19 protein-coding genes are annotated in these 20665 nt (G+C 70.3%); all 19 read left to right on the forward strand.

The annotated features are described in order from the left end of the window. The first annotated feature begins 153 nt into the window (after positions 1-153). The 19 genes from PJ985_RS08550 (at position 154) to atpD (ending at position 20649) form a co-directional block, all read left to right on the forward strand. The gene (locus PJ985_RS08550; RefSeq protein ID WP_271682994.1) at positions 154-1446 is read left to right on the forward strand and encodes a homoserine dehydrogenase; all 1293 of its coding nucleotides are present in this window, start codon (positions 154-156) and stop codon (positions 1444-1446) included. Positions 1447-1556: 110 nt separating this feature from the next. Further along, positions 1557-2633, forward strand: coding sequence for a threonine synthase (gene thrC, locus PJ985_RS08555; protein ID WP_271682995.1), 1077 nt, complete (start codon positions 1557-1559; stop codon positions 2631-2633). A 198-nt stretch (positions 2634-2831) separates the two neighbouring features. Further along, positions 2832-3758: a homoserine kinase gene (thrB, locus tag PJ985_RS08560; RefSeq protein WP_271682996.1), complete on the forward strand. Its 927-nt coding sequence runs from the start codon at positions 2832-2834 to the stop codon at positions 3756-3758. Between the two features lie 406 nt (positions 3759-4164). Next, positions 4165-6171: a transcription termination factor Rho gene (gene rho / locus PJ985_RS08565; protein WP_271682997.1), complete on the forward strand. Its 2007-nt coding sequence runs from the start codon at positions 4165-4167 to the stop codon at positions 6169-6171. A gap of 386 nt (positions 6172-6557) precedes the next feature. Further along, on the forward strand, positions 6558-7769 hold the full coding sequence (locus PJ985_RS08570) for an LCP family protein (RefSeq protein ID WP_271682998.1): 1212 nt from the start codon (positions 6558-6560) through the stop codon (positions 7767-7769). Positions 7770-7963: 194 nt separating this feature from the next. Further along, the gene (gene rpmE / locus PJ985_RS08575) at positions 7964-8188 is read left to right on the forward strand and encodes a 50S ribosomal protein L31 (RefSeq protein WP_271682999.1); all 225 of its coding nucleotides are present in this window, start codon (positions 7964-7966) and stop codon (positions 8186-8188) included. Between the two features lie 187 nt (positions 8189-8375). After that, positions 8376-9446, forward strand: a complete 1071-nt coding sequence (prfA, locus tag PJ985_RS08580; RefSeq protein ID WP_271683000.1) for a peptide chain release factor 1 — start codon at positions 8376-8378, stop codon at positions 9444-9446. 16 nt (positions 9447-9462) lie between these two features. Further along, complete coding sequence (gene prmC, locus PJ985_RS08585) at positions 9463-10323, forward strand: peptide chain release factor N(5)-glutamine methyltransferase (RefSeq protein ID WP_271683001.1); 861 nt, start codon at positions 9463-9465, stop codon at positions 10321-10323. 53 nt (positions 10324-10376) lie between these two features. After that, positions 10377-11024 (forward strand): L-threonylcarbamoyladenylate synthase, encoded by a 648-nt coding sequence (locus PJ985_RS08590; protein WP_271683002.1) that lies wholly within the window; start codon positions 10377-10379, stop codon positions 11022-11024. After that, positions 11021-11680 carry an arsenate reductase/protein-tyrosine-phosphatase family protein gene (locus PJ985_RS08595; protein ID WP_271683003.1) on the forward strand — a complete coding sequence of 220 codons (660 nt, stop codon included), beginning with the start codon at positions 11021-11023 and terminating at the stop codon, positions 11678-11680. The genes PJ985_RS08590 and PJ985_RS08595 overlap by 4 nt, the downstream gene beginning before the upstream one ends. A 134-nt stretch (positions 11681-11814) precedes the next feature. Then, positions 11815-13170, forward strand: coding sequence for an MraY family glycosyltransferase (locus PJ985_RS08600; protein ID WP_271683004.1), 1356 nt, complete (start codon positions 11815-11817; stop codon positions 13168-13170). A gap of 179 nt (positions 13171-13349) precedes the next feature. After that, positions 13350-13784: a hypothetical protein gene (locus tag PJ985_RS08605; RefSeq protein WP_271683005.1), complete on the forward strand. Its 435-nt coding sequence runs from the start codon at positions 13350-13352 to the stop codon at positions 13782-13784. A 283-nt stretch (positions 13785-14067) separates the two neighbouring features. Next, complete coding sequence (atpB, locus tag PJ985_RS08610) at positions 14068-14862, forward strand: F0F1 ATP synthase subunit A (RefSeq protein WP_271683244.1); 795 nt, start codon at positions 14068-14070, stop codon at positions 14860-14862. A 77-nt stretch (positions 14863-14939) separates the two neighbouring features. Next, complete coding sequence (gene atpE / locus PJ985_RS08615; protein WP_271683006.1) at positions 14940-15173, forward strand: ATP synthase F0 subunit C; 234 nt, start codon at positions 14940-14942, stop codon at positions 15171-15173. Between the two features lie 40 nt (positions 15174-15213). Continuing rightward, the gene (locus PJ985_RS08620; RefSeq protein WP_271683245.1) at positions 15214-15750 is read left to right on the forward strand and encodes a F0F1 ATP synthase subunit B; all 537 of its coding nucleotides are present in this window, start codon (positions 15214-15216) and stop codon (positions 15748-15750) included. Positions 15751-15752: 2 nt separating this feature from the next. Beyond that, positions 15753-16577, forward strand: a complete 825-nt coding sequence (locus PJ985_RS08625) for a F0F1 ATP synthase subunit delta (RefSeq protein ID WP_271683246.1) — start codon at positions 15753-15755, stop codon at positions 16575-16577. A 111-nt stretch (positions 16578-16688) separates the two neighbouring features. Next, on the forward strand, positions 16689-18260 hold the full coding sequence (gene atpA, locus PJ985_RS08630) for a F0F1 ATP synthase subunit alpha (protein ID WP_271683007.1): 1572 nt from the start codon (positions 16689-16691) through the stop codon (positions 18258-18260). Positions 18261-18262: 2 nt separating this feature from the next. Beyond that, positions 18263-19195, forward strand: coding sequence for a F0F1 ATP synthase subunit gamma (locus tag PJ985_RS08635; protein WP_271683008.1), 933 nt, complete (start codon positions 18263-18265; stop codon positions 19193-19195). Positions 19196-19197: 2 nt separating this feature from the next. Beyond that, positions 19198-20649 (forward strand): F0F1 ATP synthase subunit beta, encoded by a 1452-nt coding sequence (gene atpD / locus PJ985_RS08640; RefSeq protein ID WP_271683009.1) that lies wholly within the window; start codon positions 19198-19200, stop codon positions 20647-20649. The last annotated feature ends 16 nt before the right edge of the window (positions 20650-20665 follow it).

Raw genomic sequence — 20665 nt, forward strand, 5'->3', positions numbered from 1 at the left:
GGGGTCCGGAAGCCGTAGCCTCGTCCTCACCGGGACGCTCCGGCCCCCGCGGGTCCGCGGACGGCCGGGGAATCTCGGATGCTGAACCGCACGGAGGGTTCTTCCGCCCGTGCGTGAGACTGGAGTTTCCGTGCAATCGAGAGGCGAGGTCGAATGGTGCGTACGCGGCCGTTGAAGGTGGCGCTGCTGGGCTGTGGAGTCGTCGGCACGCAGGTGACCCGCCTGATGACGGAGCACGCCGACGACCTCGCCGCCCGGATCGGTGCCCCGGTCGAGCTGGCCGGCATCGCCGTGCGGCGCCCGGACCGCCTGCGGGAGGGCGTCCCGGCCGGGCTGGTCACCACCGACGCCGCCGAGCTGGCCGGCCGCGGCGGCATCGACGTCGTGGTGGAGATGATCGGCGGCATCGAGCCCGCCCGCTCCCTGATCACCACCGCGTTCGAGAACGGCGCCAGCGTGGTGACCGCCAACAAGGCGCTGCTCGCCGAGGACGGTCCCGCGCTCCACGAGACGGCCGAGAAGTACGGCGCCGACCTGTACTACGAAGCGGCCGTCGCCGGGGCGATCCCGCTGCTCCGCCCGCTGCGGGAGTCGCTGGCGGGGGACCGGGTCGACCGGGTCCTCGGCATCGTCAACGGCACCACCAACTTCATCCTCGACCGGATGGAGGCGGGCAACGCCGGTTACGGCGAGGCGCTGGACGAGGCGACCGCCCTGGGATACGCCGAGGCCGACCCGACGGCCGACGTGGAGGGCTTCGACGCCGCCGCCAAGGCCGCGATCCTGGCCGGCATCGCCTTCCACACCCGGGTGCGGCTGGACGACGTGCACCGCGAGGGCATCACGGAGGTCACCTCCTCCGACATCGCCTCCGCGCGCCGGATGGGCTGCACGGTCAAGCTCCTCGCCATCTGCGAGCGTGCGGCCGACGGGCGTTCGGTGACCGCCCGGGTGCACCCGGCGATGATCCCGCTGACCCATCCGCTGGCCTCCGTCCGGGAGGCGTACAACGCGGTGTTCGTCGAGGCCGACGCCGCAGGCCGGCTCATGTTCTACGGTCCCGGTGCGGGCGGCGCGCCCACCGCCTCGGCCGTGCTCGGTGATCTGGTGGCCGCCTGCCGCAACAAGCTCACGGGCGCCCGCGGCCCTGGCGAGTCCGCCTACACGCAGCTGCCGGTCAGCCCTATGGGCGAGGTCGTCACCCGCTACCACATCAGCCTGGACGTGGCGGACAAGCCGGGCGTGCTCGCCCAGTGCGCCATGGTTTTCGCCGACCATGGGGTGTCCATCGACACCGTGCGGCAGACCGGCAAGGACGGTGAGGCGTCGCTGGTCGTCGTCACCCACCGGGCACCGGACGCAGCGCTGAGCGCAACCGTGGAAGCACTGCGTACCCTCGATACCGTGCGTGGTGTCGCGAGCATCATGCGGGTCGAGGGCGAGTAGCCGCGCGGCCCATCGGCCGGCGGGCCGGGGCGGCGGAGCAGGACCGAGAAAGCCGGACAGGGCCGGGGCAGCGTGGCCGAGCAGAGAAGCCAGGGAAGACCGTGGACGTCATGGAAACCAGCCAGACCACCAGCCGCCAGTGGCGCGGCCTGATCGAGGAGTACCGGCACCGGCTTCCCGTCGGCCCGGACACCCCTGTGGTGACCTTGCGGGAGGGCGGGACGCCGCTGGTGGTGGCCCAGGTGCTCTCCCAGCGCACCGGCTGCGAGGTCCACCTCAAGGTGGAGGGCGCCAACCCCACCGGGTCCTTCAAGGACCGCGGCATGACCATGGCCATCAGCAAGGCCAAGGAGGAGGGCGCGCAGGCCGTCATCTGCGCCTCGACCGGCAACACCTCCGCCTCCGCCGCCGCTTACGCGGTGCGGGCGGGGATGGTCTGCGCGGTGCTCGTGCCGCAGGGCAAGATCGCCCTGGGCAAGATGGGCCAGGCTCTGGTGCACGGCGCGAAGATTCTGCAGGTCGACGGCAATTTCGACGACTGCCTGACGCTGGCCCGCAGCCTGTCGGAGAAGTATCCGGTGGCGCTGGTCAACTCGGTCAACCCGGCGCGCATCGAGGGGCAGAAGACCGCGGCCTTCGAGATCGTGGACATGCTCGGCGACGCTCCCGACATCCACGTCCTGCCCGTCGGCAACGCCGGCAACATCACCGCCTACTGGAGGGGTTACCGCGAGTACGCCGCTGACGGCCCGGCCACCGGGACCCCCCGGATGTGGGGCTACCAGGCATCCGGATCGGCCCCGATCGTGCGGGGTGAGCCGGTCAAGGAGCCGGCGACCATCGCCACCGCCATCCGCATCGGCAACCCGGCCTCCTGGACACAGGCCGAGCAGGCCCGGGACGAGTCGGGCGGCCTCATCGACGAGGTGACGGACCGTCAGATTCTGTCCGCCTACCGGCTGTTGGCCGCTCAGGAGGGGGTGTTCGTGGAGCCCGCCTCCGCGGCCTCCGTCGCCGGGCTGCTGAAGGCGGCCGAGGAGGGCCGGGTCGACCCCGGTCAGCGTATCGTCTGCACCGTCACGGGCAACGGCCTGAAGGACCCCGACTGGGCGGTCGCCGGCGCGCCGCAGCCGATCACGGTGCCGATCGACGCCGACGTCGCCGCGCAGCGTCTCGACCTGGCCTGAGCAGGGGCGCACCACACTCGGTGCACACCCTGTGTCGCGCCTGAACCTTCCTTCGATAGGCTGACCCTTGTTCCGGGGCAGTGTGCTGCTCGCGTACGGACTGTATGCGGGCCGGCGGCGCTCCGGCGGGGCGCTGCGGGATGCGCAGCGCTGCCTCTTCGGAACCCACCGCACAACACCAAGGAGAGTCATCGAGCGATGGCCCATCCCGCCTTCCGCGCCGCAGCCATCCGGGTGCGGGTGCCCGCGACCAGCGCGAACCTCGGCCCCGGTTTCGATGCCCTGGGCCTGGCCCTCGGCCTGTACGACGATGTCGTCGTCCGGGTGGCGGACTCCGGGCTGCACATCGACATCGCGGGTGAGGGGGCCGACACCCTGCCCCGGGACGAACGGCACCTGCTGGTGCGTTCGCTGCGCACCGCCTTCGACGCGCTCGGCGGGCAGCCGCGCGGGCTCGAGGTGGTCTGCGCCAACCGCATCCCGCACGGCCGTGGCCTGGGCTCGTCCTCGGCCGCCATCTGCGCGGGGCTGGTTGCCGCCCGGGCGGTGACCACGGGCGGGGAGAGCAAGCTCGACGACGCCGCGCTGCTCGGGCTCGCCACCGAGATCGAGGGGCATCCGGACAACGTCGCGGCCTGTCTGCTCGGGGGGTTCACCCTCGCGTGGACCGACGCCGGAGCCGTCCGGGCCGTCCGGATGGAGCCGGACAATTCCGTGGTCCCGGTGGTTTTCGTACCGTCGAAGCCGGTGCTCACCGAGATGGCCCGCGGGCTGCTCCCGCGTACCGTGCCGCACGTCGACGCGGCGCTCAACGCGGGCCGGGCCGCGCTGCTGGTGGAGGCGCTGACCAGGCGCCCCGACCTCCTGCTGCCCGCCACCGAGGACCGGTTGCACCAGGAGTACCGGGCTCCCGCGATGCCCGGGAGCGTCGCGCTCGTGGCCCGGCTGCGCGCCGACGGGGTCCCGGCCGTCATCTCGGGAGCGGGCCCCACCGTGCTCGCCTTCGCAAAGGACGACGCCGCGGACCGGGTGTCCCGGCTCGCGGGGGAGGGCTGGACCGCGAATCGGCTGGCGCTGGATCTGGACGGTGCGGGAGTGCTGCCGCTGACCGGAGCCGGTGAGTGAGGCGATTGCGGAGTCCGCAGCGGGGTAGGGAGAGGGGGAATATCCGCAGTATCCGGTAGTGTTAATCTCAAGTCTGCACGTACCGTCCCTCGGGGGCCGGTCGGCGCTTTCTGTGCGTCGGCCCATCCGATGGCGCGGTACTCCGGGGTTCCACTGTGCTGGGACCACCTTTCTTCCGGGAGCCTCCCACTGCCTCAGCAGCCTGCCTGGCAGTGCCGAGCACGCTCCGGAACCGGTGCGATGATCCCTGGCGATCCTTCCGCACCGTCTTTGAATTGATCTCTCCGCCGCAATGAGCAGGCGGGACCACCGCCCCGGCCCGGTCCCCTCCACAGGACCGCAGCCGGACAGCACGACCGGTCGCCGAGCCAGAAAGGCCGACGTCCGCTCCAGGGAAGGACCCTTCGTGAGCGACACCACCGATCTGATGGGCGTGAGTGCCGAAAGCGCCGCCAAGACTGCCGGTGATGCCCCCGCGTCCGCGACGGACGCTCCTGCCGGCCGCGCACCGCGGCGTCGGCGTGCCGGCACCGGCCTCGAGGGCATGGTGCTGGCGGAGCTGCAGCAAGTGGCCTCCGGCCTCGGCATCAAGGGCACCGCGCGGATGCGCAAGAGCCAGCTGATCGAGGTCATCAAGGAGAGGCAGAACGCGGGGTCGGCGGGCGCGGAAGCGAAACCCGCCGCGGCCCCCGCCGCTGCTGCCGAGACCGAGCGGCCGAAGCGCCGTACGACCTCCCGGGCCCGCACGGGAGACGCGGGCACTGCCGCAGAGCAGGGCGAGATCCCCGGCCAGACCGAGGAGCGATCTGCTCGTGCGAACGCCGAGCCCGCCGGGGCCGAGGCCCCCCCGCAGGAGGCGCCCAGGGCTGATGCCCCCAGGAACGACGCCGGCCGTGGTGACGGTGGCGCCGGGGCGAAGAAGGACGGCCCGAAACGGGAGCGCGACGGCGTCAAGGGCGATGCCGGGCAGCAGGACCGGCAGGCCAAGCGTGACCGTGACCGCCGTGGCAAGAGCGCCGGAGGCGGTCAGGGCTCGGGTCAGGGCTCCGGCCAGGGCCAGCAAGGTCAGGGCCAGGGCCAGCAGGGCCAGGGTCAGGGCCAGCAGGGTCAGGGTCAGGGCCAGCAGGGCCAGGGCGGTGGCCGCAGTGGCCGGGACAACCGGGACGACGACTTCGACGGCGGCCGGCGTGGCCGACGGGGGCGTTACCGTGACCGGCGCGGACGCCGCGGAGGCCGCGAGGAGTCCTTCAGCGAGCCGCAGGTCTCCGAGGACGACGTACTGATCCCGGTGGCCGGCATCCTGGACATTCTGGACAGCTACGCGTTCGTGCGGACCTCCGGCTACCTGCCCGGCCCCAACGATGTGTATGTCTCGCTCGCGCAGGTCCGCAAGAACGGCCTGCGCAAGGGCGACCACGTCACCGGAGCCGTCCGGCAGCCGCGGGACGGCGAACGGCGGGAGAAGTTCAACGCTCTGGTCCGCCTCGACTCGGTCAACGGGATGGAGGCCGAGGCCGGCCGCGGGCGCCCGGAGTTCAACAAGCTGACGCCGCTGTACCCGCAGGAGCGGCTGCACCTGGAGAGTGAGCCGGGCGCGCTGACCACCCGGATCATCGACCTGGTCGCCCCGATCGGCAAGGGCCAGCGCGGTCTGATCGTCTCCCCGCCGAAGGCGGGCAAGACCATGATCATGCAGGCGATGGCCAACTCCATCACCCGCAACAACCCCGAGTGCCACCTGATGGTCGTCCTCGTCGACGAGCGTCCCGAAGAGGTCACCGACATGCAGCGGTCGGTCAAGGGCGAGGTCATCTCCTCGACCTTCGACCGTCCGGCCGAGGACCACACCGTGGTGGCGGAGCTGGCGATCGAGCGGGCCAAGCGGCTGGTCGAACTCGGCCACGACGTAGTCCTGTTGCTGGACTCCATCACCCGTCTTGGCCGTGCCTACAACCTGGCGGCCCCGGCCTCCGGCCGCATCATGTCCGGTGGTGTCGACTCGACCGCGCTGTACCCGCCGAAGCGGTTCTTCGGTGCGGCGCGGAACATCGAGGACGGCGGCTCGCTGACCATCCTGGCCACCGCGCTGGTGGAGACCGGCTCCCGGGCGGACGAGGTGATCTTCGAGGAGTTCAAGGGCACCGGCAACATGGAGCTCAAGCTCGACCGGAAGCTCGCCGACAAGCGGATCTTCCCGGCCGTCGATGTGGACGCCTCCGGTACCCGCCGTGAGGAGATCCTCATGGGGGGCGAGGAGTTGGGCGTCGTCTGGAAGCTGCGCCGGGTGCTGCACGCACTCGACTCGCAGCAGGCGATGGAGCTGCTGCTCGACAAGATGAAGCAGACCAAGTCCAACGCCGAGTTCCTGATGCAGATTCAGAAGAACACTCCGTCTCCCGGGAACGGTGACTGACCCGGCGGGACGGACGGGTGTTCCGCCGGCCGGGGGCGCACGCGCCTCCCGGCCGGCCGGTACGTGAGGGCTGCTTCACCCCCTGGGCGGAGCGGCCCTCGCGGTGTACCCGGCCCGGAGCCCGCCCGGTCGCTCTCCGTGACGCCTGTGTCCCCGCGGCCATTGCGGTGGCGGGGGCGGCCGGTCGGGTGACAGGGCACAATGGGAATGCGGGCCGCGGTCCCGGGCAGGTGACCTCACGAATGCCCAGGATTGATTCACCAGCGTGGTCCGGAGCTGTGCAACCTTTCGCAGCGGCGTGCGTGTCGGACAGACGACGGAAATGCGGTCGCGCACACCGCGGTCGCGCACACCGCCGCACGGCGCGGTGGGAAGCTGAGGTGATCATGGCGGACCCGACTCCTCCTTCGGAGGGCGGGCAGAGCCCGGCCGGTGAGGGGGAGCAGACCCGCCGTGGCGGGCTCATACATTCCACCGGCGGCCGCCGCAAGCGGTCCGGCCGGCGCCACCGGGGTCTGCGCATCGCAGTACTCGCCACCGCGGGAGCGGTCCTGCTGGGTACCGTCGCGGCCACCGCTCTCTATCTCCGGTTCGAGGGAAACATCTCCGACGTCGACATCGAGGCGGCGCTGGGCACCGACCGTCCGCAGGACGTGCCGGACGGCTCGCTGGACCTCCTCGTGCTGGGCTCCGACGCCCGGACCGGGGACGGCGGCGGCGACAGTGACGAGGGGGACGAGGGGGACGACGGCGCCCGTGCCGACACCGCGATGATCGTGCACGTCAACGAGGGGTACGAGTCCGCCTCCATCGTCTCCGTGCCGCGCGACACCCTGGTGCCCCGCCCCGAGTGCCGCCGCGAGGACGGCAGCATCGCCCCGGCGGAGGACGAGGCGATGTTCAATGAGGCGTACGCCGTCGGCGGTCCGGCCTGTGCCGTTGCGACCGTGGAGAAGATGACGGGGATCCGGATGGATCACTACGTCGAGATCGACTTCCAGGGCTTCGAGAAGATCGTCGATACGCTCGGCGGCGTCGACATCACCCTGACCAGGGACATCCAGGACGAGGACAGCCACCTGGACCTGGAGGCCGGCACCCAGACGCTGGACGGGGAAGCGGCGCTGGCCCTGGTGCGCACCCGGAAGAACGTCGGCGACGGCAGCGACCTGGGCCGCATACAGCTCCAGCACGCCTTCATCCGGGCCTTCGCGGAGAAGGCGGCGAGCGTCGGGGTGGCCGACAGCCCCCGGAAGCTGTACGACCTCGCCGACACCGCCACCGCGGCCGTCACCACCGACACCGCTCTCGCGTCCGTCCCCAGGCTGGCCTCCCTGGCCGGCCTGCTGCGCGGCATCGACGCCGACGACCTCCAGCTGGTGACCCTCCCGGTCGAGTACGACGAACGGGACCGCAACCGCGTCGTCCCCCTGGAACCGCAGACCGGAATGGTGTGGGCCGCACTCCGCCGGGACGAGCCGGTCCCGCCGGAGGCCACCCGCGGCTCGGTGGCCGAGGACACCGAGGCGGAGGACCTCGTCGAGGAGGACGGGACGCAGGGACCGGTTGAGGAGAGTGTGCCTCCCGCCGCCCGCTGAGGGGCGCGGACGCGGCGTGCGGTGCCCCCGCGCGCGGGGGCACCGCGGAGGAATCGCGGGGGGCGCGGGAACAAGAAGCGCCCCGTCGCCGTTTTGGCTATCACGTCCAGTGCTGGCAGACTGGAGCGTCGGCCCCGGTTCACGCGACGCACACGGCGGAGCGACCCGGCGCCCTCCCGAATCTAGGAGACACCGTGAAGCGCGACATCCACCCGGAGTACGTCGAGACCGAGGTCAGCTGCACCTGCGGCGCCTCGTTCACCACTCGCAGCACCGTCGGTTCGGGCCGCGTCCGTGCCGATGTCTGCTCCGAGTGCCACCCCTTCTACACCGGTAAGCAGAAGATCCTCGACACCGGTGGCCGCGTGGCCCGCTTCGAGGCGCGCTTCGGCAAGAAGGCCGGAGCCGCGAAGCAGTAGCGACTGCCTGGCGCCGGGCCCGGCCGCTCCGCACGGAGCGGCCGGACCGGCGCTTTTTTCGGCCCGCGCGCCGATGGCTCACGGGCCCACGCCACGTCCTGAGCCCGCCCGCCTGCCCGGGGCCGGTCTGCGGCTCCCCTCCGCTCCACCCAGCCACCGCACCACCTTCTCCCCAGGAGCCCACACGATGTTCGAGGCGGTCGAGGAACTCATCGGCGAGCACGCCGACCTCGAGCGGCAGCTCGCCGATCCCACGGTCCACGCCGACCAGGGGAACGCGCGGCGGCTCAGCAAGCGTTATGCCGAGCTGACCCCGGTCATCGCCGCCTACCGGACGTGGCGCAGCTGCGGTGAGGACCTCGCGACGGCCCGCGAGCTCTCGGCCGAGGAGCCGGAGTTCCTTGCCGAGGTCAAGGACCTGGAGAGCCGCCGGGAAGAGCTGACGGACCGGCTGCGGCTGCTGCTGGTGCCGCGCGACCCGACCGACGACAAGGACGTCATCCTGGAGATCAAGGCCGGGGAGGGCGGGGACGAGTCCGCGCTGTTCGCCGGGGATCTGCTGCGGATGTACCTGCGGCACGCCGAGCGGGTGGGCTGGAGGACCGAGCTCATTCAGGGCAACGAGTCCGACCTGGGCGGCTACAAGGACGTCCAGGTCGCGGTGAAGAGCAAGGGCACGCCGGAGCCCGGCCGCGGTCCCTGGGCGCGGCTGAAGTACGAGGGGGGCGTGCACCGTGTGCAACGGGTGCCCGCCACCGAGTCACAGGGCCGTATCCACACCTCCGCGGCCGGCGTCCTGGTGCTCCCCGAGGCCGAGGACGTCGACGTCGAGATCAGCTCCGGAGACCTGCGGATCGACGTGTACCGCTCCTCCGGGCCGGGCGGGCAGTCCGTCAACACCACCGACTCGGCGGTGCGGATCACCCACCTGCCGACCGGCATCGTGGTGTCCTGCCAGAACGAGAAGAGCCAGCTCCAGAACAAGGAGCAGGCCATGCGCATCCTGCGCGCCCGGATGCTCGCCGCGGCGCAGGAGGAGGCGGACAAAGAGGCCTCGGACGCGCGCCGCAGCCAGGTGCGGACGGTCGACCGCTCCGAGCGGATCCGCACGTACAACTACCCGGAGAACCGCATCTCCGACCACCGCGTCGGCTTCAAGTCGTACAACCTGGACCAGGTGCTCGACGGGGAGCTGGACCCGGTCATCCAGGCGTGCGTGGACGCCGACTCGGCCGCCAGGCTTGCGGCGGCCCAGTGAACGTAGGGTGGGCCCCGTGACCCCGTCTTCCCGCTCCCTGCTGCTCGCCGAGGTGGCGCAGGCGACCCTGCGGCTGGCCGACGCCGGCGTGCCCTCGCCGCGCTTCGACGCCGAGGAGCTGGCGGCTTACGTGCACGGCACCGACCGCACGAAGCTGCAGCTCGTGCCCGACGCGGACTTCGACGCCCGCTACTGGGAGACCATCGCCCGCCGCGAGGCCCGAGAGCCGCTCCAGCACATCACCGGGCGCGCCTTCTTCCGCTACCTGGAGCTGCGGGTCGGCCCTGGGGTGTTCGTGCCCCGTCCGGAGACCGAGTCCGTGGTGGGCTGGGCGATAGAGGCCGTGCGGGCGATGGACGTGGCCGAGCCGGTCGTCGTCGACCTGTGCACCGGCTCCGGTGCCATCGCGCTCGCCCTCGCCCAGGAGGTGCCGCGGTCCCGGGTGCACGCGGTCGAGCTGGACGAGGGAGCGCTGGCGTGGGCCCGCCGCAACGTGGAGGGCTCACGCGTCGTCCTGCACCACGGCGACGCCCTCTCCGCGCTCCCCGAGCTGGACGGCCAGGTGGACCTCGTCATCTCCAACCCGCCCTACATCCCGCTCACCGAATGGGAGCGGGTCGCCCCGGAGGCCCGGGACCACGACCCGGAGCTGTCCCTGTTCTCCGGCGAGGACGGCCTGGACACCATCCGCGGCCTGGAGCGCACCGCCCACCGGCTGCTGCGCCCGGGCGGTGTCATCGTCGTGGAACACGCCGACACCCAGGGCGGGCAGGTGCCCTGGCTCTTCCCCGAGGATCAGGGGTGGGCGGACGCGGCCGACCGTCCGGACCTCAACAACCGGCCACGGTTCACCACCGCCCGGCGTGTCGCCCCCTGACCGGGACGGCCACCGGAGCAACAGTTGTCGCAGGACGAAGAGGAGCATGAGTGATGGCACGGCGCTACGACTGCACCGACGTCGTCGACCGCAAGCACGGGCTGCGCGAGGCGGCCTCCGCGGTGCGCCGTGGTGACCTGGTCGTACTGCCCACCGACACCGTCTACGGGGTCGGTGCGGACGCCTTCAACAACAAGGCCGTGAACAACCTGCTGGAGGCGAAGGGAAGGGGCCGCGGCATGCCCTCCCCGGTGCTGGTGGGCTCCCCGAACACGCTGCACGGGCTGGTCACCGACATGTCCGAGCAGGCGTGGGAGCTGGTCGACGCGTTCTGGCCCGGGGCGCTGACCCTGGTCGCCCGGCATCAGCCGTCCCTGGCCTGGGACCTGGGAGAGACCCGCGGCACGGTCGCGGTGCGGATGCCGCTGCACCCGGTTGCCCTGGAGCTGCTCAAGGAGGTCGGCCCGATGGCCGTCTCCAGTGCCAACCTCACCGGCCACCCGGCGCCGCAGACCTGCGACGAGGCCTCCGGCATGCTCGGCGACAGCGTCGCCGTCCTTCTCGACGGCGGTCCGACCCCGGACACCGTGCCGTCCTCGATCGTCGACCTCACCGGCCGGGTTCCCGTGCTGCTGCGCGCGGGAGCCGTGAGCGAGGAGGAGCTGCGCAAGGTCGTACCCGACCTGGAGACCTCCCATTGACCGCGCCCGCGGAGAGCGGCATAACGCGGCCCGATTCCGGAGGAGCCCCGCAGATCTTCCGGATACTCCACGTCAGCACCGGTAACGTCTGCCGGTCGCCCATCACCGAACGGCTGACCCGCCAGGCTGTCGCGGACCGGCTCGGGGGCACCGGGGGACTGGTCGTGGAGAGCGCCGGCACCTGGGGGCACGAGGGTGCCCCGATGGAGGAGCACGCCGCTCAGGTGCTCACCGAGTTCGGTGCCGACCCCGGCGGATTTCTCGGCCGTGAACTGCTCGACGAACACGTCATCCACGCCGACCTGGTGCTCACCGCCACCCGCGATCACCGGGCGCAGGTGATTTCGATGGGGCACTCGGCCGGGTTGCGCACCTTCACCCTGAAGGAGTTCACCCGCCTGGTGCGCGCCATCGACATGACCACCCTGCCGGCTCCGGACTCCCCGGACGCCCTGGTGGTGCGGGCCCGGGCGCTGGCGAGGGCGGCGGCGGCGCTGCGCGGCTGGCTGCTGGCGCCCAGCGCCGAGGCGGACGAGGTGCAGGACCCCTACGGGGCGCCTATCCCGTACTTCCGCAGCATCCGGACGGAGATCCACGCCGCGCTCGACCCGGTGGTCACCGCGCTGACCGGGGTGGCCGGGCGGCGCGTGCGCTGACGCCGGGTAGAACCCCGGTCACCCGGCGTTGACCAGGTGCGGGAGGGCGGGCTGATCCGGCCGACGGTCATACGGACCGGCTCTTCCAGCAGACTAGGGTGTGGGGCCTAAGCCGAGACCACGCTGGGGAGCCCGTGCGCGAATACCTGCTGACGCTCTGTGTGGCGGCGGCCGTCACCTATCTGCTGACGGGCCCGGTGCGGAAGTTCGCGATCGCCGCCGGAGCGATGCCGCAGATCCGTGCGCGCGACGTGCACCGTGAGCCGACCCCCCGGCTCGGCGGTATCGCGATGTTCGGCGGTCTGTGCGCCGGGCTGTTCGTGGCCTCGCAACTGACGAACGTCGGCACGGTCTTCCAGATGTCGGACGAACCGCGGGCACTGCTGTCCGGGGCCGGGCTCATCTGGTTGCTCGGCGTCCTGGACGACAAGTGGGGCATCGACGCGCTGGTGAAGCTGGGCTGCCAGATGATCGCCGCCGGAGTCATGGTGCTCCAGGGGCTGACCATCCTGTGGCTCCCGGTCCCGGGCGTCGGCGTGGTCGCCCTGACGCCTCCGCAGGGCACGCTGCTGACCGTCGCCCTGGTCGTCGTCACCATCAACGCGGTGAACTTCGTGGACGGCCTGGACGGGCTTGCCGCCGGCATGGTGTGCATCGCGGCCTGCGCGTTCTTCCTCTACGCCTACCGGCTCTGGTACGGCTACGGCATCGAGGCCGCGGCCCCGGCGACGCTGTTCGCGGCGGTGCTGATGGGCATGTGTCTGGGCTTCCTGCCGCACAACATGCATCCGGCGCGGATCTTCATGGGAGATTCGGGGTCCATGCTGCTGGGCTTGGTGCTGGCCGCGGGCGCGGTGTCCATCACCGGTCAGGTCGACCCGGATGCCATCGGCCTGTTCACCGGTTCGGTGCGGGCCACCGTGCACGAGATGGTGCCGGTCTACATCCCGCTGCTGCTGCCGCTGACGATCATCGCGGTGCCGGTCGCCGACCTGCTGATGGCGATCATCCGGCGCACCTGGAACGGCCATTCACCGTTCGCCGCCGACCGCGGCCACCTGCACCACCGGCTGCTGGAGATCGGCCACTCGCACAGCCGTGCGGTCCTGATCATGTACTTCTGGTCCGCGCTGATCGCCTTCGGCGCCATCGGATACTCGGTGCGCTCCGACAGCCTCATCGTGGTGCCGAGCATCATGGTGCTGAGCGCGCTGGGGCTGGTGCTGCTGCTCCTGCCGCGCTTCACCCCGCGGGTGCCGCGCTGGGCTCAGCGGCTGGTGCCGCCGCGCTACCGCCTGCCCGAGCAGGACGCCGCGGGGCCGGAGCGGCCGGGTACGGAGGTCGAGAAGGCGCAGGAGGCGGACAGCGCACACGCGGGCGCACGGAGCGCGCGGAGCGGGCTGAACGGCGCCACGGCAGTGGGGGAGCGGCAGCGCTTCGCGGAGCGCCGCCGGATCGAACGTGGCCGGAAGCCCGCCGGCCGCAGCTGAAGGGCCATCTGCGGCAACGCGGTTACCCCGTTGGTGTGAGTTCCTGCACACGAACTGGGTAAAGACCTCATCAAATAGTTTGTGATAGCGTTCACGAGTCTCGGCAGGGCAGGTGCTGCCGCCGGGGCGAGCTCGTCAATGACGACAGTGTTCCCGAAGCCGCCGGAGATTCCCTTCCCATGAAGCCCAACGACGCCCGGATCCTCCGAGGCGCCGCGATCTTCACTGCCGTCGCCGGCCTCATCGCCGTGGTGGCCAGTGGTCTGGTGGCGGGCTGGAGCGGTGCGGCCGGCGCAGGCCTCGGAGTTCTCGTGGCCGCCGGATTCTTCGGCCCCGGCCTGTACGTGCTGAGCCGGGTGGCTCACCGCTGGCCGGAGCTGCTCTTCGGGGCTGCCTTCCTGATCTACACCACCCAGGTCGTGGTGCTGGTCGTTCTCATGCTCGTGCTCCGCGACGCCTCCTTCCTGCACGGCCGGGCTTTCGCCACCGGCGTGATGACGGGCATGGTCGCCTGGCTGGCCGGGCAGATCTGGTCGAACCTGAAGGTCAAGACCCTCTACGTCGATCCGGAGGCGGCCTCCGGGGCGTCCTCCGGTCCGGAGGGCCGGGCGTGACGCACGGCGGGGAGCACTCGGAGCGCAGGGGCGGCATAAACCCGCCCTCCGCGGGCTGCTATCGTCCGTCGCCGAGAGCTCGGCTGATACATCGGAACGCGCGCTGTGCGGGACAGCCGCGTCACTGCCCCGGCTCCGACCGGGCCGCCCGGCCGGTGCCGACCGGCTCCCTCTCCCGTCACATTCAGTCCAGTGCCGTCCCGTGGCGTGCCGCCACGCCGACACATCGAGGTTGCCGTATCCATGCGTCACGCCGAAGGAGCTCACGGTGATTAGCGACCAGATGCTCGCCTTCGAGACCGACTGCCATCTGTTCCAGGACTGCGGCTACCCCGCGCCCTCGGTCTGGTCGTTCATCTTCGAGCCGATGTTCAGCATCGGGCCGGTGGATTTCGACAAGCCCATGCTGCTGGCGATTATCAGCACCGTGGTCGTGATCGGGTTCTTCTGGAAGGCGTTCGCCCGTCCGAAGGTGGTGCCGGGCAAGTTCCAGATGGTGGCCGAGATCCTCTACGACTTCGTCCGCAAGGGCATCGCCCGCGAGGTGATCGGCAAGAAGGGGGAGAGGTTCGTACCCCTTCTCGTCTCGCTGTTCTTCTTCGTCTGGATGATGAACCTCTGGGCGGTCGTCCCGCTGGCACAGCTGCCGGCCACGTCGATCATCTCGTACCCGGTGGCGCTCGCCCTGGTGGTCTGGGTCACCTACATGACGGTGACCTTCCAGTCGAACGGGTTCGTCGGCGGTATCCGCAACCTGTGCGTGCCCGGAGGGCTCCCCAAGGGGATCTACATTCTCCTCACGCCGCTGGAGCTGCTGTCGAACGTCTTCGTCCGGCCGTTCACGCTGGCGGTGCGACTCTTCGCCAACATGTTCGCCGGGCATGTCCTGATCCTGGTCTTCCTGATCGGCACCTGGTACACCCTCGGCACCGTCATCGGCACGTTCTACGCCGTGACCTCGCTGTTCATGACCCTGCTGATCACCGCCTTCGAGATCTTCATTCAGGCCCTGCAGGCGTACGTGTTCACCGTGCTGACCGCGACCTACATCTCCGGTGCGCTCGAAGAAGCCCACTGAGAGACGCAGACCACCCCCGACCCGCAAGAAGTCCGGCGGACACACCCGCCGGCCAACCCAGATAAGGAACCACGGACATGTCCGCTGCTTTCGAGACCCTCGCCGCCATTGAAGGAAACATCGGCACCGTCGGCTACGGCCTGGCTGCCATCGGTGCCGGTATCGGTATCGGCTACATCTTCGGTAACGGCGTGCAGGCCATCGCCCGCCAGCCCGAGGCCGCTGGTCTCATCCGGCAGAACATGCTGCTGGGCTTCGCGCTGGTCGAGGCCCTCGCCCTGATCGGTTTCGTCGTTCCGTTCATCTACTGACGGACCACCCGAAGCCGGAATCGACGAAAGGTCCACCATGATGATTCACCTGGCCGCCGACGAGCCGCAGAGTCCTCTGCTGCCGGTGCTGCCCGAGGTCGTCATCGGCTTGATCTGTCTCGGCATCATCTTCCTGATCTTCTACAAGAAGCTGCTCCCCAGCATCAACAAGGCGCTGGACGAGCGGCGGGAGGCCATCGAAGGCGGGATGGAGAAGGCCGAGGCTGCCCAGGCAGAAGCTCGGCAGACCCTCGAGGAGTACCGCGCGCAGCTGGCGGACGCCCGTCACGAGGCCGCGCGTCTCCGTCAGGACGCGCAGGAGCAGGGCGCCACCCTCATCGCGGAGATGCGCCTGGAAGGGCAGCGGCAGCGCGAGGAGATCATCGCCGCCGGCCACGCCCAGATCACCGCTGACCGCAAGCAGGCCGCCGAGGCGCTGCGCCAGGACGTCGGCAAGCTCGCCACCGACCTGGCCGGCCGGCTCGTCGGGGAGTCCCTGGAGGACCACGCCCGGCAGAGCCGCACCATCGACCGTTTCCTCGATGACCTCGAGGAGAAGGCCGAGGCCGCGCGGTGACGATGAACGGAGCAAGCCGACAGGCCATGGCCGCCGCGTGCGACCGCCTGGACGCGCTGACCGACAGCACGGGTGCCGACCCGGCGGTGCTCGCCGACGAGCTGGCATCCGTCACCGCACTGCTCGACCGCGAGGTCGCGCTGCGCCGGGTGCTCACCGACCCGTCGCAGCCCGGCGAGGCCAAGGCCGAGCTGACGGGACGGCTGCTCGGCAGCCAGGTGGGCGGGGCAACCGTCGATCTGGTCTCCGGCATGGTGCGGTCCCGCTGGTCCGCCCCCCGCGACCTGGTGGACGCGGTGGAACGGCTGGCGGACATCGCCGACCTGACCGCCGCGGAGCGGGCCGGCACCCTGGACGCGGTGGAGGACGAGCTGTTCCGGTTCAGCCGGATCGTCGCCACCTCGGTCGAGCTGCGTTCCGTGCTCGGCTCCAAGGAGCAGGGCAACACGGCGCGGGAGGCGAAGGGCCGGCTGGTCAGTGAGCTTCTGCACCGCCAGGCCCAGGACGTCACCCAGCGTCTGGTGGTCCGGCTCGTGGAGCGTCCGCGGGGCCGTAGCCTGGAAGCGGGCCTCACCGCCCTGTCCGTGCTCGCCGCGGACCGGCGCAACCGCTCCGTCGCCGTCGTCACCTCCGCGGTGCCGCTCAGCGACCGGCAGCGGGAGCGGCTGGGCGAGGCGCTCGGAAAGCTGTACGGCCGGCAGATCCAGCTGAACCTCGACGTGGACCCCGGGGTCCTCGGCGGGATCTCGGTCCGGATCGGCGACGAGCTGATCAACGGCACCATCGCGGACCGCCTCGACGAGGTGTCCCGGCGGATGTCGGGCTGACGGCGGGCGCAGCGACACCAGCCGCACAACCAACTCAAGAAGCATATTCAGCGGCCCGAGTTGGGCCGTACGAAGAACTTACGGTCCCAACAAGGAGAGCAGGGAACCCAGATGGCGGAGCTCACGATCCGGCCGGATGAGATCCGGGATGCGCTGGAGAATTTCGTCCAGTCGTACAAGCCGGACGCGGCCTCGCGGGAAGAGGTCGGGACGGTCAGCGCTGCCGGTGACGGCATCGCGAAGGTCGAGGGGCTCCCCTCGGCCATGGCGAACGAACTGCTGAAGTTCGAGGACGGGACCCTCGGTCTCGCTCTCAACCTGGAGGAGCGCGAGATCGGCGCGGTCGTCCTCGGCGAGTTCAGCGGCATCGAGGAGGGCCAGCCGGTGCAGCGCACCGGTGAGGTGCTCTCCGTCGGCGTCGGCGACGGCTACCTCGGCCGGGTCGTCGACCCGCTGGGCAACGCGATCGACGGCCTCGGCGAGATCGAGACCACCGGCCGCCGCGCGCTGGAGCTGCAGGCCCCCACGGTGATGGACCGCAAGTCGGTCCACCAGCCGATGGAGACCGGCTACAAGGCCGTGGACACCATGACCCCGGTCGGCCGCGGCCAGCGTCAGCTGATCATCGGTGACCGGCAGACCGGCAAGACCGCCCTCGCGGTCGACACCATCATCAACCAGCGCGACAACTGGCGCTCCGGTGACCCGGAGAAGCAGGTCCGCTGCATCTACGTCGCGATCGGCCAGAAGGGATCCACCATCGCCTCCGTGCGGGGTGCCCTGGAGGAGGCCGGCGCCCTGGAGTACACGACCATCGTCGCGGCTCCGGCGTCCGACCCGGCCGGCTTCAAGTACATCGCCCCGTACACCGGCTCGGCCATCGGCCAGCACTGGATGTACGACGGCAAGCACGTCCTGATCATCTTCGACGACCTGTCGAAGCAGGCCGACGCCTACCGCGCCGTCTCCCTGCTGCTGCGCCGCCCGCCGGGCCGCGAGGCCTACCCGGGTGACGTCTTCTACCTGCACTCCCGCCTGCTCGAGCGCTGCGCCAAGCTCTCCGACGAGCTGGGTGCCGGCTCGATGACCGGTCTGCCGATCGTCGAGACCAAGGCGAACGACGTCTCGGCGTTCATCCCGACCAACGTCATCTCCATCACCGACGGCCAGTGCTTCCTGGAGTCCGACCTGTTCAACGCCGGGGTCCGCCCCGCCCTGAACGTCGGCATCTCGGTCTCCCGGGTCGGCGGCTCGGCGCAGCACCCGGCGGTCAAGCAGGTCACCGGTTCGCTGCGGGTGGACCTCGCCCAGTTCCGTGAGCTGGAGGCGTTCTCCGCTTTCGGCTCCGACCTGGACGCGGCATCCAAGGCCGCCCTGGAGCGTGGTAAGCGCATGGTGGAGCTGCTCAAGCAGGAGCAGTACGCCCCGTACGCCACGGAGAACCAGGTCGTCTCCATCTGGGCCGGCACCAACGGGCTCATGGACGACATCCCGGTCAGCGACATCCGTCGCTTCGAGCAGGAGCTGCTCGACTACCTCGGCCGCGAGCACAAGGACCTGATGACCGGGATCCGCGAGGGCGGCAAGATGTCCAAGGACACCCTGCAGGCCGTCGGCGGTGCGGTCAACAAGTTCAAGCAGCAGTTCGAGACGGCGGACGGCAAGCTGCTGGGCGAGGGCTGAGCATGGGTTCCCAGCTCAGGGTCTACAAGCGGCGGATCAAGTCCGTCACTGCGACCAAGAAGATCACCAAGGCGATGGAGATGATCGCCGCCTCGCGCATCGTCAAGGCGCAGCGCCAGGTGTCGGCTTCCGCGCCGTACTCCGAGGAGCTCACCAAGGCGGTGACCGCGGTCGCCTACAGCTCGGACGTCAAGCACCCGCTGACGACCGAGGCGGACCGTCCGTGGCGTGCGGCGGTGCTGCTCATCACCAGTGACCGCGGTCTGGCCGGCGGCTACTCCAGCAATGCCATCAAGGCGGCGGAAACCCTGACGGCGAAGCTGGTGGCCCAGGGCAAGCAGGTGGACACGTACATCGTGGGCCGCAAGGGCATGGCGTACTACGGGTTCCGGGAGCGTCCGGTCAAGGAATCCTGGACCGGGTTCTCCGACAGCCCGAGCTACGCCGACGCCAAGGCGGTGGCTGCTCCGCTGATCGCGGCCATGGAGCGCGAGACGTCCGACGAGGGCGGCGTGGATGAGCTGCACATCGTGTTCACCGAGTTCCTGTCGATGATGACGCAGGTGCCGGTGGGCCGGAAGATGCTGCCGCTGACCTTCGCCAGCACGGCGGAGGAGTCCGCCGCGGTCTTCGAGAAGACCGCGGAGGCCCGCGCGCTCTACGACTTCGAGCCGTCGCCGGAGCACGTTCTCGACGCGTTGCTGCCACGCTATGTGGAGAGCCGGATCTACAACGCCATGCTGCAGTCGGCTGCTTCCGAGCACGCCGCCCGCCGCCGGGCGATGAAGTCGGCCACCGACAACGCCGAAGACCTCATCAAGTCGCTGACGCGGCTTGCCAACGCGGCCCGCCAGGCCGACATCACCCAGGAAATCAGCGAGATCGTCGGTGGCGCGAGCGCCCTCGCCGACGCGACCGCGGGGAGTGACCGATAACAATGAGCACTGCTGTTGAGAAGCCTGAGGCAGGCACCTCGACGGGTCGCGTTGCGCGGGTCATCGGCCCGGTCGTCGACGTGGAGTTCCCCGTCGACGCGATGCCGGAGATCTACAACGCGCTGACCGTCGAGGTCGCGGACCCCGCCCTCCAGGGCGTCACCAAGACGCTGACCATGGAGGTCGCGCAGCACCTGGGTGAAGGCCTGGTGCGCGCCATCTCCATGGAGCCCACCGACGGCCTGGTCCGCCAGGCCCCGGTGACCAACACCGGCAACGGCATCACGGTGCCCGTCGGCGACGTCACCAAGGGCCGGGTGTTCAACACCCTGGGGAAGATCCTGAACGAGCCGGAGGCCGAGGCGGAGGTCACCGAGCGGTGGCCGATCCACCGCAAGGCCCCGGCCTTCGACCAGCTCGAGTCCAAGACCGAGATGTTCGAGACCGGCCTGAAGGTCGTCGACCTGCTGACCCCGTACGTCAAGGGCGGCAAGATCGGTTTGTTCGGTGGTGCGGGCGTCGGCAAGACGGTCCTCATCCAGGAAATGATCATGCGTGTGGCCAAGCTGCACGAGGGCGTTTCCGTGTTCGCCGGCGTCGGTGAGCGCACCCGTGAGGGTAACGACCTGATCGCGGAGATGGCCGAGTCCGGCGTGCTCCCGCAGACCGCGCTGGTCTTCGGGCAGATGGACGAGCCCCCGGGCACCCGTCTGCGCGTCGCTCTGGCCGGTCTGACCATGGCGGAGTACTTCCGCGATGTGCAGAAGCAGGACGTGCTGTTCTTCATTGACAACATCTTCCGCTTCACCCAGGCCGGTTCCGAGGTCTCCACCCTGCTCGGCCGGATGCCCTCCGCGGTGGGTTACCAGCCGAACCTGGCGGACGAGATGGGTGTGCTCCAGGAGCGCATCACCTCCACCCGCGGTCACTCCATCACCTCGATGCAGGCGATCTACGTGCCCGCGGACGACCTCACCGACCCGGCGCCGGCGACCACGTTCGCTCACCTGGACGCCACCACGGTGCTGTCCCGGCCGATCTCCGAGAAGGGCATCTACCCGGCGGTCGACCCGCTGGACTCGACGTCCCGGATTCTGGACCCGCGCTTCATCTCCCAGGAGCACTACGACTGCGCCTCGCGCGTCAAGGGGATCCTGCAGAAGTACAAGGACCTCCAGGACATCATCGCCATTCTCGGTATCGACGAGCTCGGCGAGGAGGACAAGCTCACCGTCCACCGCGCCCGGCGCATCGAGCGCTTCCTGTCGCAGAACACCCACGCGGCGAAGCAGTTCACCGGTCTGGACGGATCGGACGTCTCCCTGGACGAGTCGATTGCGGCGTTCAACTCGATCGCCGACGGTGAGTACGACCACTTCCCGGAGCAGGCGTTCTTCATGTGCGGTGGCCTGGACGACCTCCAGGCCAAGGCCAAGGAGCTGGGCGTCTCCTGATCCACGCCCGTGGGCG

This window comes from Streptomyces sp. ACA25 (assembly GCF_028200735.1).
GTDB lineage: Bacteria > Actinomycetota > Actinomycetes > Streptomycetales > Streptomycetaceae > Streptomyces.

Bases quoted from the DNA above. Each gene is read 5' to 3' on its own strand.
- thrB (WP_271682996.1), top strand. From the start codon at position 2,832: ATGGCCCATCCCGCCTTCCGCGCCGCAGCCATCCGGGTGCGGGTGCCC.
- PJ985_RS08570 (WP_271682998.1), top strand. From the start codon at position 6,558: ATGGCGGACCCGACTCCTCCTTCGGAGGGCGGGCAGAGCCCGGCCGGT.
- PJ985_RS08635 (WP_271683008.1), top strand. From the start codon at position 18,263: ATGGGTTCCCAGCTCAGGGTCTACAAGCGGCGGATCAAGTCCGTCACT.
- atpE (WP_271683006.1), top strand. From the start codon at position 14,940: ATGTCCGCTGCTTTCGAGACCCTCGCCGCCATTGAAGGAAACATCGGC.
- atpD (WP_271683009.1), top strand. From the start codon at position 19,198: ATGAGCACTGCTGTTGAGAAGCCTGAGGCAGGCACCTCGACGGGTCGC.
- prfA (WP_271683000.1), top strand. From the start codon at position 8,376: ATGTTCGAGGCGGTCGAGGAACTCATCGGCGAGCACGCCGACCTCGAG.
- PJ985_RS08605 (WP_271683005.1), top strand. From the start codon at position 13,350: ATGAAGCCCAACGACGCCCGGATCCTCCGAGGCGCCGCGATCTTCACT.
- atpA (WP_271683007.1), top strand. From the start codon at position 16,689: ATGGCGGAGCTCACGATCCGGCCGGATGAGATCCGGGATGCGCTGGAG.
- PJ985_RS08620 (WP_271683245.1), top strand. From the start codon at position 15,214: ATGATTCACCTGGCCGCCGACGAGCCGCAGAGTCCTCTGCTGCCGGTG.
- PJ985_RS08550 (WP_271682994.1), top strand. From the start codon at position 154: ATGGTGCGTACGCGGCCGTTGAAGGTGGCGCTGCTGGGCTGTGGAGTC.
- PJ985_RS08625 (WP_271683246.1), top strand. From the start codon at position 15,753: ATGAACGGAGCAAGCCGACAGGCCATGGCCGCCGCGTGCGACCGCCTG.
- atpB (WP_271683244.1), top strand. From the start codon at position 14,068: ATGCTCGCCTTCGAGACCGACTGCCATCTGTTCCAGGACTGCGGCTAC.
- PJ985_RS08590 (WP_271683002.1), top strand. From the start codon at position 10,377: ATGGCACGGCGCTACGACTGCACCGACGTCGTCGACCGCAAGCACGGG.
- thrC (WP_271682995.1), top strand. From the start codon at position 1,557: ATGGAAACCAGCCAGACCACCAGCCGCCAGTGGCGCGGCCTGATCGAG.